This is a genomic window from Bacillus thuringiensis (assembly GCF_022095615.2).
Classification (GTDB): Bacteria; Bacillota; Bacilli; order Bacillales; family Bacillaceae_G; genus Bacillus_A; species Bacillus_A cereus_AG.
Window position 1 is genome coordinate 989,182 of sequence record NZ_CP155559.1, and the last position, 14,699, is coordinate 1,003,880.

Consider the following 14,699-nt stretch of genomic DNA (forward strand, 5'->3'; position numbering starts at 1 on the left):
TTACAATAAAGTGAAACTTTAATCATCGGGGGGTTATTCATTCCCGATGATTATTAGTTTTCAGCAATTTTAATTTTGATAAAATGAAACTTTTGAAACATAGAAAGGATCGTTATTTGTGAAACAAGTAAAGTTTATACATGCGGCTGATTTGCATTTGGATAGTCCGTTTAAAGGGATGGAGATGAATGTTGCGCAGTCTGTTTGGGAAAGAATGAAGCAAAGTACGTTTGAATCATTTGAGCGTATTGTTGATAAAGCGATTCAAGAGCGCGTTGATTTCGTATTACTAGCCGGGGATTTGTATGATGCGGAGACGAGAAGTTTGCGTGCGCAAGTGTTTGTGCGCGAGCAAATGAAGAGACTTTCGCAGTACGATATCCCTGTTTTTATTATTCACGGTAACCACGATCATTTAGGGGGAAGCTGGGCAGCGATTGAGTTTCCGGAAAATGTTCATGTGTTTACAGAGCCTTATGTAGAAGAGAAATCATTTTATAAAAATGGTGAGTTGTTAGCTTCTATTTACGGGTTTAGTTATTTGCAGCAAGCGGTAACGGATAATATGACAGCGCAGTATACGAAAATGAGTGATGCGCCTTTTCATATTGGCATGCTTCACGGAAGTGTGGAAGGAGATGCAGAGCATAATCGCTATGCACCGTTTCAAATTCGTGAGTTGAAAGAAAAGCAGTTTGATTATTGGGCTCTTGGCCATATACATAAACGTGAAATTTTATCAGAAGAGCCGTGCATTATTTATCCAGGGAACATACAAGGACGTCATCGTAAGGAAACAGGGGAAAAGGGTGCGTACCTGATTGAACTTACGAAACAAGGGTCGCAATGTTCATTTTTCCATACGGCTGATGTTGTATGGGATGAGATTGAAGTGAATATTGATGGACTTGAAACTGTTGATGAAATTATGACGAGCATATCTACTGCGATGAATGAGTGCCGAAGAGGAGAGGAAGGTACACTACTAACTGTCGTATTTACAGGACAAGGCTCACTTTCTCCTTATTTACGTGATGAAAAACGTGTAGAAGAGATTTTTCATATTTTAGCAGCTGGAGAAGAGCGAAAAGATTTTGTATATGCGATGAAGTGGAAAAATGAGACGGTTTCTTTTGCAGAAATTGAACGTTTGAAAGAAGAAAATCATTTCGTCGGTAGTGTGCTAAAGGAGTTAGAAGCTTTCACCAATATGGACGGCGTGTTGCGCACGATTTGGACATCCCCTGTAGCACGTAATAGTATTGAATCTTTTACAGAGGAAGAGAAGAAAGAGATACAAAAGGAAGCAGAAAATATTATTTTAGAGCAATTATTCCAGCAAGAGAGGGATAAAAAATGAGAATTGAAAAACTCCATATTTATGGGTACGGAAAATTAGAAAATGTGGAAATGGATCTGTCAATGCTGACGGTGTTGTACGGTGAGAATGAAGCGGGGAAATCGACAATTCGCTCATTTATGAAAAGTATTTTATTCGGTTTTCCGACGAGAGGACAGCGTCGATATGAGCCGAAAGAAGGCGGCAAGTATGGCGGTGCGATGACTGTACAAACAGAGAAGTACGGCCGTTTGAAAATTGAACGATTGCCAAAGACGGCAGCTGGTGAGGTAACCGTTTATTTTGAAGATGGGAAAACGGGCGGCGAAGAAATTTTACACGATATATTAAGCGGAATGAATGAAAGTTTATTTGAATCGGTCTTTTCTTTTGATATGCATGGCCTGCAAAATATTCATCAGCTTGGCGAATCGGATATCGGAAATTATTTATTTTCAGCAAGTGCAGTCGGAAGTGATGCGTTATTGCAGTTAGATAAAAAGTTAGAAAAAGAAATGGATCAGCGCTTTAAGCCGAGTGGTCGTAAGCCAGAAATTAACGTGTCACTGCAAGAGATGAAGAAGCTTGAAGAGAAGATGAAAGAGTGGCAAGGGAAAATTGGCACGTATGAAAAACAAGTGGAGCAGTTAAAAGAAAGTGAAGAGAAGCTAGCTACTGTTCGCGTGGAAAAAGAGAGTGCAGAGAAACGAAAGCAAGATTATGAAATATTAGCAGCGCTTGAACCGCTCGTTATTGAAAAGCGTGCGTATGAGAAAGTGTTAGAAAACGAAAATGAGCAGTTTCCTGTAAACGGGACGGCGCGTTATGAAGCGATTAAGGCGAAGATGGAGCCGCTTCAGTTACAAGTTGATTCGCTCCATAAAAAAATAGAGACAGTGCAATCGGAAATGGAATCGATTCAAATAGATGAAGAGTTTTTACGAAAAGAAAGTTACGTAGAAGAACTTCGTATGCAGCATATGTCTTATGAAAATGCACGCCAAGAAATGCGTGATATGACAGGAAGTATTGCGAATATAAAAGAAGAACTGATAGAGCTAGAGAAACAAATTGGTGCTACTTTTGAAAAAGAGACAGTTCTGTCGTTTGATATGAGTCTGGCAACGAAAGAGCTGATTACACAAACAGTACAAAAGGCGCGCGAATTAGAAACGCAAAAAGTACAGCTGGATGATCGCTTTAAAGTAGCGCAGGAGCAATTGGAAGAACAAGAAGAAAATATAAGACAGATTAAGCAACAAATGTTAGCGGATGAAGAGCGAAGTGCGTTAGCTGAGAAAGAAAAGTCGTTCCAAGATGCGGCGTTTATCGGTATGGGCGCAGAGAGAATGAAGCGCAAGTATGAGGAAAAAGCAGGAGCGGCTATGCAAAAGAAAAAGCAGTGGCAAAGAGTTTGTCTTCTGTTACTTCTTATTAACACAGTCGTTTTATTTACAAGCTTATTTATAGATAACCGCCTGCTCTTATTTATTAGTGTCATTATTTTTGTAGGGATCGTTCTTGCCCTTGTTTTATATAAAGATCCGTCCCATGGATTACAAGAAGAGCTTCTTACTCTTCAGCAAAGTGCTGGCGGGAGACAAAGTGAAGAAGCGATGTCTGTGCGCTATGAGTTAGAAAAAGATGAAGAGATTCGTAAGCTATTTGAGCGCGAGTCGTACAAGTTGCAGCAAATGGAGCGAGCGTATGATAAAGTCGTTTCATCGTATGAGGAATGGGAGAGAGAAACGTTCCGCATTAGCGAACAAGTAGATGCATATAAAACGCGCTATATGTTCCCAGAATTTTATACGTATGCGCACATATTGCCGGCATTTGAGCGCACGGAAAAAATGCAGCAATTATATCGTGAATTAGAAAAACAAGGCACGAGAAAATCTTCATTATATGAAATGATTTCGCAATTTGAACATAAACTAGAAACTGTTATTGGTAGTGCGGAGTATAGTAAGCTACACGAGGCGCAAAGTCATATGCAAAATGAAAAAGAGAAGCGCCAAACTTGTAAGCAGCTCAAAGAGAAGCTAGCGGAATGGCAAGAAGAATATGAGTTTATGCAAGAGCAACTGAAACAACTGTTAGTAGAACGAGATAGTTTATGGCATATTGCAGAGGCTACAGATGAAGAGATGTTTTTAGAAGCAGGTAAACTGGCAGAAAAACGTGAAGATGCGGATAAGCAAGTGGGGCGTTTATTACCACAAATTGATCTGTTAGAACAGCGTTTAACGAGTTTATCATTAGCTGAACATTATGAAGCTGACGATTATGATGAAAAATTAAAGCAAGAAATGACAGTCGCGCAAAATTGTCTTACGAAAGAGAAAGAACTGACAGAGCGCATTGCAAAGCATCGTATGGAAATTGCGAATTTAGAAGAAGGAAGTACGTACGGTGATTTACTACACGAATGGGAAATGAAAAAAGCACAAGTGCGTGAACAAGTGAAGAAGTGGGCTGCGTATGCGGCCGCAAAGACAGTATTAACGAAAACGAAGCAATATTATCACGAAGTACATCTTCCTCGTATTTTACAAAAATCAGAAGAGTATTTCGTCTATTTAACAGGCGGACGATATAGTAAAATCTTTTCACCGTCAGAGGCAGAGCCGTTCATTGTCGAGCGTAACGACGGTATGCGTTTTTACAGTCATGAGCTGAGTCAAGCGACAGCGGAGCAGTTATATTTATCGCTGAGATTTGCATTAGCGAAAACATTTGAGCATGATTATCCGTTCATTATTGACGATAGTTTCGTGCATTTTGATGCGGTAAGGACAAATCGTACGATTGAACTTATAAAGGAAATTGCGAAAGATAGGCAAGTCATCTTCTTTACATGTCATGCGCATTTACTAACGTATTTTACAGAAAAACAGATTATAAAATTAGTGCGTAAGCGTAAAGAAAATGAGTTGTAGTGTGCTATACTAAAAGTAACTGATATGGTGGAGGAATTCGAATGAAAAAGAAAATTGCAGAATATGAAGTTGGTGAACAAGTCGATGTTTTCTTGTTAATTAAAACAGCGACAAAAGGTCTAGCAAGCAATGGAAAGCCGTTTTTAACAGTAATCTTACAAGATCCAAGTGGAGATATTGAAGCGAAGCTATGGGACGTATCACCAGAAGTTGAGAAACAATATGTAGCGGAAACAATCGTTAAAGTAGCTGGTGACATTCTAAACTACAAAGGACGTATTCAATTACGCGTGAAACAAATCCGAGTTGCGAATGAAAATGAAGTAACGGACATCTCAGATTTCGTAGAAAAAGCACCAGTGAAAAAAGAAGATATGGTTGAAAAAATTACGCAATACATATTTGAAATGAGAAACCCAAACATTCAACGTCTAACAAGACATTTATTAAATAAGCATCAAAATGAATTTTTAGAATATCCAGCAGCGACGAAAAATCATCACGAGTTCGTATCTGGACTAGCTTATCACGTCGTATCGATGCTTGATTTAGCGAAAGCTATTGCGGCTTTATACCCATCGTTAGATAAAGACTTACTATATGCAGGTGTTATTTTACATGACCTTGGTAAAGTAATCGAATTATCTGGTCCAATTTCTACGACGTACACGTTAGAAGGAAATTTACTAGGCCACATTTCTATTATGGTGAACGAAATTGGTAAAGCAGCAGACGAGCTGCAAATCGATGCAGAAGAAGTATTAATTCTTCAACACATCGTCCTTTCTCACCATGGAAAAGCAGAGTGGGGTAGTCCAAAACCACCATTAGTAAAAGAAGCAGAAATTCTGCACTACATCGATAACTTAGATGCAAAAATGAACATGATGGACCGTGCATTAGGACGCACAAAACCAGGCGAATACACAGAGCGTGTTTTTGCACTTGATAATCGTTCGTTCTATAAGCCGACGTTCCATAATTAATAGTGTGAATAAAGTGGCCTCATTAAGTGTTAATACGCTTAGTGAGGCTGTTTTTTATTGAAAATGAAATAAAATAGTTAAGAAGTACGCATGGGTGTAACGAAGAACTAATAAAACATATCTTGCCACTAGAATGGGAGCATATCAACTTTTTAGTTGAGTAACGCCAGCATTTCAGAAAAAATATGTTAAGCAAAAAATACAATAAGCTGTCCATATGGGCAGCTTATTTACATAATTCTTGTTCTCGGAAGTAAAGTTTTAAAAGTAATTTATCCATAGTGATATTAAAATTACTACTAACAGGGGTAGCACCATATCGCTATCAACCTAATAAAACAAAATACCTCCTAAAATGAAAAAAGGGCTGACTTCTCACAATAACTAACTATAGAAAAAGAAAATTTTCATTTCTTGACAGTTATTAATTAATAAAACCGGTTGCTGAATTTATCCTTTGATGGAAAAGTCATATCCCTTTAAAGGTTGTTGAGTAGAATAATGAGTAATAACTCCAGTTATTAAAGAAATTAACCCCCAAATTAATGCAAGGTAATGTACTTGGGAACTTGGTAGAGTATAAATAAAAAGGCACCCAAGTGAAACTCCCAATATAACAAGTATGAAATATAAATAATCTAAATGAACCCAGCAAAGAATAAGAAAATGAGCGGCATTTATAATACATATTACAGGAAGTAACATATCCACATTCAGTTCTTTAATGAGAAGCAATACTGGAATACAAACAACTACGACACCGGAGGAAAATGTAACCAATGATGAATACTGATTAGGTTTTGCAGACATTTTCATCACCTTAAATAAAGATACTCCAATTATAGGAATAAGCAATCCGCCCCATATATAAAACTCTACTACTGCTACTTTAGGTAATGCATAAGTTAATATAAATGCTAATAACCAAAAAACAGCACCTGCAATTAACATAAATCCTCCGCCTCGGTATTCTTTGATAAAATCATAGCGATCCTGACTAATCTCAACATTTTTAGGTACAAAAGGTATTCTCACAGTTTCCCTCCTCAATTAAATTTCCCCACTATTAAATGTCCTGTTTGCGGCGTCATTTCAAGTGATTTTGCAATGTCTTTTCATTTAAAATTCTAGAAAGTATTTAAGACTTCCTTCCTTGTTTTTTGGTGTGAGTGCTGGCTAGAGGTTTAGTGCACTACTTCTTGGAAGTTGATCTTGTAGCGCTCTTTTTCGTAATTTACTATGTTTTCCAAAGAAAATAGCGAAAGGCAAGGCGATGAATACATTTACAAAATGACAAAACTGTAAGAATACACGAATGTTTGTAAGAAAGTTCGATGTTTTCGTTTTTCTTTTTTTATTATAGTAAAAAAAGAAGAACGAAATATTCTCTTATGTAGGAAAGGAAGATAATAATGATTGATCTATTAAATAAATGGATGTTAGAAAGTACAGGCAATTTCAATATCGTTGTAGGACTTACAGCACTTCTATTTTTAGGTTCAGTAATTGCACTTATTATTATTTACAAAAAAATTGGTAAACCAGATGAAAGAACAAATGCTATTTATTTAAAAATTACTTCTCGTATGTTTACTACTCAAATTCTAATGAATGCCATATTTATTTCTTTAGTTGGTAAAGATATTGAGAATTTCCGTCAAATCTTTATATTATTTGAAGCTTTTGTATTCTTTATTGGAGCTATTTATTCGTTTAAATTATATAGACAGGAATACAAATAATTCACTTATAAGAAACAATAAAAAACAGTAGTATATAAAATCACTACTGTTTTTTATTGTTCATTTTCAAATGTAAACTTTTCATTTTTAGTTAACTGTATATTCTATACATATGAGGTTAACATAACGTCTCATTATCGGTAGCAAGGACAAGGAGGAACCCTGCTCTCACAGGAGAACCTCCTTTTTTACGCTCTATGGATCTATGCAATTTTTTATACATTCCTATCCTGGCGCGGTTTTGGGGTTCTTGTTTGTTACTGGATTAGCCGAAAAACTGTATAAAATCTTGCATGCTCTTAGCGTGTTTTTTTCAAAAATGCTGGCGATATCCCACATCCATCAACTTATGAATTTTATAATGTCCTCAAACCAAGAATTTCGCGAGTTTTTAGTCCAAGAATGTTAGTTATTTAATCTTAAAAGAACAGCTTTTTCTAAATGAAGGGTAGGATTAACAAAACTGATACTTTCCGGTTTATGGAAAAATGAAAATAGACTTAGCGTAGTAAATCCACATTTTTATGACGCTATCCCATATAGAAATTCATTATTCTTCAGTTCAAAATGTTATCCAATAAAAAAATATCTCGAATTTGAGATAAATCACTTGCTTTTTAATCACTTGAGTTGTAAAGTGATAGTAACGAAAGCGATTGAGTCATATGAAAAACATATACTCAGTTGCTTTCGGTATACAAAACAAAGTAATTTATAAATGGATTCAGTGCAGCTTATTCAGTAAAAACTACGATTAAGCTATAAAAACATAATGAGCATAAATTGAAAAGTTAATAACCATATTATTTGTTGGAAATATTATTTTTTAGTTATCACTTGATTAGTAAAATGAAACGGAGGAATTATCAATGTATGAAATTAAAGGGCATCATCACATTTCAATGGTTACAAAAAACGGAAGTGAGAATAACCATTTTTATAAAAACGTACTTGGTTTACGCCGTGTGAAAATGACGGTAAATCAAGATGATCCGTCTATGTATCACTTATTTTACGGAGATAAAACAGGAAGTCCAGGTACGGAATTATCATTTTTTGAAATGCCTTTAGTAGGAAAAACATACCGTGGTACGAATGCAATTACGCGAATTGGATTACTCGTTCCTTCAGAGGATAGTTTACATTATTGGAAAGAACGATTTGAGAAATTTGATGTGAAACATAGTGAAGTGACAACATATGCAAATCGTCCTGCTTTGCAATTTGAGGATGCTGAAGGTCTTCGCCTCGTGCTACTCGTTTCAAACGGAGAAAAAGTGGAGCACTGGGAAACGTGGGAGAAATCCGAAGTTCCGGCTGAACATCAAATTCAAGGAATGGGTTCAGTGGAAATGACAGTTCGTAGACTTGATAAACTGGCGAGTACACTTACAGACATATTTGGTTATACAGAGATTAGCCGAAATGACGAAGAAGCGATTTTCCAATCTATTAAAGGAGAAGCCTTCGGAGAAATCGTTGTGAAATATTTAGATGGTCCTACTGAAAAGCCGGGCCGCGGTAGCATTCACCATTTAGCAATTCGTGTGAAAAATGATGCAGAGCTTGCTTATTGGGAAGAACGAGTAATACAAAAAGGTTTCCATTCTTCAGGCATTATCGATCGTTTCTATTTTAAAAGCTTATACTTCCGTGAATCAAACGGAATCCTATTTGAAATTGCGACAGATGGACCAGGATTTACAGTGGATGGAGATGTGGAACATTTAGGAGAAAGACTTGATTTGCCGCCGTTCTTAGAGGAAAAGCGAGCAGAGATTGAAGCGAAATTAGCACCTATTGAAGAGAAATAATAGAAGAGAAAATATAAATTTAAAAACCAATGGAGGAATATAAAATGAACCAATTAAAAGGAATTCACCACGTTACAGCAATTACAAGTAGTGCAGAAAAGAACTATGAGTTTTTCACCCACGTTTTAGGAATGCGTTTAGTTAAAAAAACAGTAAACCAAGATGATATTCAAACGTACCATTTATTCTTTGCAGATGATAAAGGTAGTGCAGGAACAGATATGACATTCTTTGACTTCCCAGGTGTTCCAAAAGGGGTACACGGTACAAATGAAATTTCAAAAACTTCATTCCGCGTTCCAACTGATGCAGCACTAGCGTATTGGGTGAACCGTTTTGACCGTCTTGAAGTGGAGCATACAGGAATTAAAGAGCAATTTGGTAAGAAAACCCTTTCGTTCGTTGACTTTGATGATCAACACTATCAATTAATCTCAGATGAATTAGATAACGGGATAGAATCAGGTACACCGTGGCAAAACGGTCCAGTTCCATTAGAATATGCAATTACTGGCTTAGGACCTGTATTTATCCGCATTGCAAACTTTAGCTTCTTTAAAGAAGTGTTAGAAAAAGTTCTATTGTTTAAAGAGGTTGCGCAAGAAGGAGAATTCTATTTATTTGAAGTAAACGAAGGTGGAAACGGGGCATCAGTCATTGTAGAACATAATACGGTTCTTCCAGAAGCGCAACAAGGCTTTGGTACAGTGCACCATGCTGCATTCCGCGTAGAAGATCGCGCTGTATTAGAAGAGTGGATTGAGAGAATCGGTAGCGTGGGCCTTCCGTCATCTGGATATGTAAATCGCCACTTCTTCGAGTCATTATACGCAAGAGTTGCACCGCAAATTTTATTTGAATTTGCTACAGATGGCCCAGGGTTTATGGGGGATGAGCCATATGAAACACTTGGAGAAAAATTATCGTTACCTCCGTTCCTAGAGCCAAAACGTGAAGAAATCGAAAAATTAGTTCGTCCAATTGATACAGTGAGAAGCACGAGAGAATTTATTAAAGAGTAAAAGTAGAGATAATAAGTAGGAGAGCAAGTAGTTTTAGCGGATCGCTAGAACTGCTTGCTTTTTTATTTGGGCTATAAAATTTTCTGAAAAATGTTTCTCAAGTTTTTTAAATAGAAATATTTGGTATAATTCATTTAAATTATAAATTTTCTGACAATTATTTTTCAATATATAGAAAAGAGGTGATAATATACAATTTTGATAATTGTATAAACATCCTAATTTTGTAAGTTTAAGAAAAGGAGATGCGGGTGTATGGGAGTAGATGTAGTAACAGGGGAGCAAATGAAACATTCTTTAGATGATTGGTATCGTGTAATGTTGCAGCAAAACATAGAGAAAGCCACGGAAATGAAAGAGGAGATTGATAGTAAGATTAGTGGGCTGGATGTGGATCAGGATGTATTGCTTTATCATGCGTTGTTGAATTTTAGGTATCGAGTTTTGAGTGATTGGGTTTCCATTAAAGAAGGTAACTTTAATCAAGTAGAATCTTTTGAAGTTCCGCAAGAAGGTTTGCTAGCTTATTATTATCATTTGTTTAAAGCGCTTTATTTTAGAATGGTTGAAAATTATGAGGAAGCTAGTAAAGAATTTGAACAGGCAGAAAAATTATTAGAATACATTCAAAATCCTTGTGAAAAAGCAGAATTTAATTATCGTTTAGGTGAATTTTACTATCATACATACCAGGAAGTGAAAGGTATTCACCATATTCAAAAAGCGAAAGAGGAATTTGTAAATCATCCTGGGTACCAAATTAATGTTGCATTATGTGAAAATATATATGGTTTATGTTGCGTGGAATTAAAGCAATTTGAATTAGCTGAAGAAAGTTTTAATATTGCTTTAGATGTATTCCAAAGATTAAATCATAAAAAGTACGTTCTGATGATTAGAAACAATTTAGGCTGGTTATATGGTACTCAAAATCTATCTGATTTAGCCATTCGTCATGCTTCTGAAGTTGCTGAGAAATTACCTAAACATTATAAAGCGATTTTTACAGTGGCTGAAGAGTATTGTAAATTGGGTAAAATTGAGTTAGCACAAAAATATATTGCGATGGGAATTGAAATATGTAACGAATTAAAAAATAAAGAATTTCAATATCGTTTTATGATATTGGAAGAATTGAATAAGGGTTCTAATGCAAATGAAATGGAGAAAATTGTATTAGAAAGCATTGCATATTTTGAAAGTAAAAATCTGTTAGAATGTATAAAAGAATACAGTGAAAAATTAGCAATGCAATTTTATGAAGAAGGTAATCATATCAAAGCAAGTAAATATTTTTATATAAATAATAAAGCGAATAAAAAATATTTAGAAAAGGGAGCTTTGAAATAATGAAAAAACTTAGCAAATTAATAACGGGATTAGCACTTTTGGGGACTTTAGCGATAGGATTAAACAGCTCTACTGAATCTAATCAATACGCGAGTCGAGGAGATACTGGAGGAGCACCAGCAAGACCAGACTACGTTAGTATTGGCGACGGTGGCGGTATTAGCAAACAAGACTCACACGCTGACCATTTTTAAATTAAATAATAAAGTGAAGGGACCTCACAACGAGGTCCCTTTTCTTTTTACGACCAAAAAGAATTGACTTACTTTAAATATGTAACTATAATAGTTACAAAATAACCATCACTAATAGCAGTGAGTAATATTTTTTTAATATAATTGTAACTGTTTTGGTTACAATTAAAATTAATAATAAAACAACCAAAAAATGTAAAAACTTTAAATAGCAACAAGAGAAAGGAGACGGGAATGTTGAAACGGTTTAAGTTTTATTTGATTAGCGGTATTGTACTCGTTTTGTTAATTGTTTGTAACTTCGTTGATAAGCCGATTGCGAAGGTTGGAGAAGTGAAAGATACTGTTATGTTGAAGCTGAATACGAAAGAGAGTATGGCGCAAATTGATGGGCAGACGATTTATTTTAAGCAAATTGGTGAGGGGAAACCGCCTTTACTTATGCTTCACGGGTTTGGTGGTTCTGCAGATGGGTTTAGTGATATTTATCCGGAACTTGCGCGAGATCATACGATTATTGCGGTTGATATTTTAGGATTTGGACGTTCTTCTAAGCCGGTTGATTTTCAATATTCGTTTCCTGCGCAAGTGAATTTATATTATAAATTAATGAAGAAACTCGGATACGATCAATTCGCAGTACTTGGTCATTCAATGGGCGGAGAGATGTCCCTTAATTTAGCGTACTTATATCCGGATGCAGTAACGCATCTCATTTTAGCGGATTCTACAGGGATAGAGTCTTTTCAGCAAAAAGATAGTTATGAAGTGCCGCCATTATCGACAGACTTACAAACTGTAACAGAAATTACGGATTATAATAAAAATGAAGTGAAAAATAGTCGCGACGATAAAGAGCATTATGATCAGCTCACGAAAATGAGAGAGCGCCGCATTGCGATGGAAGCTGATAAAATTAAGGTACCGACTTTAATTATATGGGGACGACACGATAAGAGCGTTTCTTGGAAAAATGGTGAACTGTATCATCAGTTATTTGCAAATAGTACGTTCCATATCATTGAAAAAGGATACCACGCACCGTTTCGCCAGGAGCCAATAGAGTTTATGGAATATGTACAAGCGTTCTTTGCGAAGAATCCACAATGAAATTTTAAGCATAAATCCACTTCTTTCCTCATACAGTGAAACTAATAAGGCTTGTCTAAGGAAAGGAATGAAGTTGATTGGAAACTTTACCATGGTGGGTGTATCTTGTAATCGTCGGGATTGTATTAAGTGGCTACATGGTTTTATATACTTCGAAAAAAGAGCAAGAGATGGATAATGAGTTTATCGAAAAAGAAGGCGAAGTGTATATGAAGCGTTTAGAAGAAGAGCGCGAGAAACGGAATCAGGATAGTGATAAAGATTCGGTATTGCTTTAATAGAAAAAGTTTGAAGAAGAGAAATGTATTTTATTTCTCTTCTTTTTTATTGCGTGAAATATTTATATAGGAGAAAAGTGCATGTTTCGTTTATTAGCTGTCATTTTAAAATGGAAGACTTGCTAAATGAAAGGGTAATTGTTTTTTGCTAGAGGGCACCAAATATTATAATTATTAAATATATTATTTTAATGTTATTGAGGAGGAGAACTAAGATGAATACAAAAAAAATTCAAACCTATGTATCGTTGTCAACAAAAGACTGGAGTGCTGAAACATTTGTCAGAACTCTAGAAGAGATTGTAGCTTCGGCAAAAGAATATGAAAATGATTATATTGAAATCCATCAAGTTTTAGAAATGGTAGTAACAGAAGTTGAAGTTGAGTATGTAATTATTCTAAATCATACAAGAAACTTAGATGATTTGGGAAAATACCTTAAATCATAATTTCTAAATACGGTTTATAAAAAAGGATGCCGTTCTACTTGAATAGAACGGCATCCTTTTTTGTATCAATAATAACTGTAACCATCCAAAGCCCAATTCATACACTATGATGGGGGCTTTTTACTTACTAATCGGATGAAAGAGGAGTGTAGTGATGAAAAAACGTACTGTTAATGAATCGGGAGGGAATGTGCCGCAACCGATCCGGAGTGATGGAGCAGGTGCGATTGATTCAGGGCCACGTAATGTTATGAGGGATATTCAAAATCCGAATATGTTCGTTCCACCTATAACGGATGCGGGGCTAGTTCCTAATTTGAAATTTTCGTTCTCGGACACTTCTATGATTTTGAAGCAAGGCGGGTGGTCTCGGGAGATTACTGTGAGGGAACTTCCGGTTTCGACGACGATTGCTGGGGTGAATATGAGTTTAACGGAAGGAGGAGTGCGTGAACTTCATTGGCATAAAGAGGCGGAATGGGCGTATATGCTTTTAGGACGGGCACGCATAACGGCTGTTGATCAAAACGGACGGAATTTTATTGCTGATGTTGGCCCGGGTGATCTTTGGTATTTTCCACCTGGTATTCCACATTCTATTCAAGGGTTGGAACATTGCGAATTTCTACTCGTTTTCGATGATGGTCATTTTTCTGATCTATCTACTTTAGCTATTTCTGACTGGTTCGCGCATACGCCAAAAGAAGTATTGTCGGCTAACTTTGGCGTGCCAGAGAGTGCTTTTCATTCTATCCCTTCAGATCAAGTTTATATTTATCAAGGAGAGGTACCTGGTTCACTTGAGAATCAGGAAGTGCAGTCGCCAGAAGGTAAAGTTCCTTTAACGTTTAAACATGAACTATTAAAACAAAATCCGATTAAGACTCCTGGTGGTAGCGTCCGAATAGTAGACTCTACAAATTTTCCTATTTCAAAAACAATCGCAGCAGCACTTGTTGAGGTTGAGCCTGGAGGAATGAGAGAACTCCATTGGCATCCGAACAATGATGAGTGGCAATATTATCTTACCGGGCAAGCAAGAATGACTGTGTTTCTAGGAAATGGTACCGCTCGTACATTTGATTATAGAGCTGGTGATGTCGGATATGTGCCGTTTGCGACGGGGCATTATATTCAAAATACAGGTGACGAAACATTATGGTTTTTAGAGATGTTCAAAAGCAATCGTTTTGAAGATGTATCGTTAAATCAATGGATGGCATTGACTCCTAAAGAAATAGTAGAAAGTAATATACATGTTGGGCCGCAAGTAATGGATTCCCTGCGTAAAGAGAAATGGCCTGTTGTGAAATATCCGGGGTTTTCATATGGCCCGAAAAACGATGGGTAAAAATGAATATGTACGTTATTCTTTCTGGAGACTGATAAGAAGGGATGGCGTATTTTTTATGCCTAATTTAGTCTTTACTAGTATCCGTTCTTTGTATTATTGTTCGGGAAATTATTATACAA

General features: G+C 36.2%; 13 protein-coding genes and 1 pseudogene. 12 read left to right on the top strand and 2 right to left on the bottom strand.

Annotated features, from left to right (window positions below; all coding sequences use genetic code 11):
* Window positions 1-118: 118 nt before the first annotated feature.
* The 3 genes from KZZ19_RS05110 to yhaM are packed head-to-tail and all read left to right on the top strand — an operon-like array spanning window position 119 to window position 5,267.
* Window positions 119-1,360, top strand: coding sequence for a metallophosphoesterase family protein (locus KZZ19_RS05110; protein WP_237979724.1), 1,242 nt, complete (start codon window positions 119-121; stop codon window positions 1,358-1,360).
* Window positions 1,357-4,281, top strand: a complete 2,925-nt coding sequence (locus tag KZZ19_RS05115; protein WP_237979725.1) for an ATP-binding protein — start codon at window positions 1,357-1,359, stop codon at window positions 4,279-4,281. The genes KZZ19_RS05110 and KZZ19_RS05115 overlap by 4 nt, the downstream gene beginning before the upstream one ends.
* Before the next feature lie 41 nt (window positions 4,282-4,322).
* Complete coding sequence (gene yhaM, locus KZZ19_RS05120; RefSeq protein WP_000726645.1) at window positions 4,323-5,267, top strand: 3'-5' exoribonuclease YhaM; 945 nt, start codon at window positions 4,323-4,325, stop codon at window positions 5,265-5,267.
* 450 nt (window positions 5,268-5,717) lie between these two features.
* Here yhaM and KZZ19_RS05125 read toward each other — a convergent pair whose 3' ends face one another.
* Window positions 5,718-6,302 carry a DUF7010 family protein gene (locus tag KZZ19_RS05125; RefSeq protein WP_237979726.1) on the bottom strand — a complete coding sequence of 195 codons (585 nt, stop codon included), beginning with the start codon at window positions 6,300-6,302 and terminating at the stop codon, window positions 5,718-5,720.
* Window positions 6,303-6,446: 144 nt separating this feature from the next.
* Window positions 6,447-6,539 (bottom strand): annotated as a pseudogene (locus KZZ19_RS31155) (transposase); the annotation flags it as partial.
* A gap of 140 nt (window positions 6,540-6,679) precedes the next feature.
* Here KZZ19_RS31155 and KZZ19_RS05130 point away from each other — a divergent pair.
* The 9 genes from KZZ19_RS05130 (at window position 6,680) to KZZ19_RS05170 (ending at window position 14,577) form a co-directional block, all read left to right on the top strand.
* Window positions 6,680-7,009 carry a hypothetical protein gene (locus tag KZZ19_RS05130; protein WP_016083241.1) on the top strand — a complete coding sequence of 110 codons (330 nt, stop codon included), beginning with the start codon at window positions 6,680-6,682 and terminating at the stop codon, window positions 7,007-7,009.
* 869 nt (window positions 7,010-7,878) lie between these two features.
* A complete protein-coding gene (locus KZZ19_RS05135) occupies window positions 7,879-8,823 on the top strand; it encodes a ring-cleaving dioxygenase (protein ID WP_237979727.1) in 945 nt (314 codons plus the stop codon).
* Between the two features lie 44 nt (window positions 8,824-8,867).
* Window positions 8,868-9,845 (top strand): ring-cleaving dioxygenase, encoded by a 978-nt coding sequence (locus KZZ19_RS05140; RefSeq protein ID WP_237979728.1) that lies wholly within the window; start codon window positions 8,868-8,870, stop codon window positions 9,843-9,845.
* Between the two features lie 255 nt (window positions 9,846-10,100).
* Window positions 10,101-11,195 carry a tetratricopeptide repeat protein gene (locus tag KZZ19_RS05145; protein WP_237979729.1) on the top strand — a complete coding sequence of 365 codons (1,095 nt, stop codon included), beginning with the start codon at window positions 10,101-10,103 and terminating at the stop codon, window positions 11,193-11,195.
* On the top strand, window positions 11,195-11,389 hold the full coding sequence (locus KZZ19_RS05150) for a Phr family secreted Rap phosphatase inhibitor (protein WP_098671145.1): 195 nt from the start codon (window positions 11,195-11,197) through the stop codon (window positions 11,387-11,389). Before KZZ19_RS05145 ends, KZZ19_RS05150 begins: the two co-directional genes overlap by 1 nt.
* 237 nt (window positions 11,390-11,626) lie before the next feature.
* A complete protein-coding gene (locus KZZ19_RS05155; protein WP_237979978.1) occupies window positions 11,627-12,499 on the top strand; it encodes an alpha/beta fold hydrolase in 873 nt (290 codons plus the stop codon).
* A gap of 77 nt (window positions 12,500-12,576) precedes the next feature.
* Window positions 12,577-12,777 (top strand): sporulation YhaL family protein, encoded by a 201-nt coding sequence (locus KZZ19_RS05160; protein WP_000449229.1) that lies wholly within the window; start codon window positions 12,577-12,579, stop codon window positions 12,775-12,777.
* A gap of 215 nt (window positions 12,778-12,992) precedes the next feature.
* Entirely contained in the window at window positions 12,993-13,226 is a 234-nt protein-coding gene (locus KZZ19_RS05165) for a hypothetical protein (RefSeq protein ID WP_237979730.1), read from the top strand.
* Between the two features lie 154 nt (window positions 13,227-13,380).
* Entirely contained in the window at window positions 13,381-14,577 is a 1,197-nt protein-coding gene (locus KZZ19_RS05170) for an oxalate decarboxylase family bicupin (protein WP_237979731.1), read from the top strand.
* Window positions 14,578-14,699 lie beyond the last annotated feature (122 nt).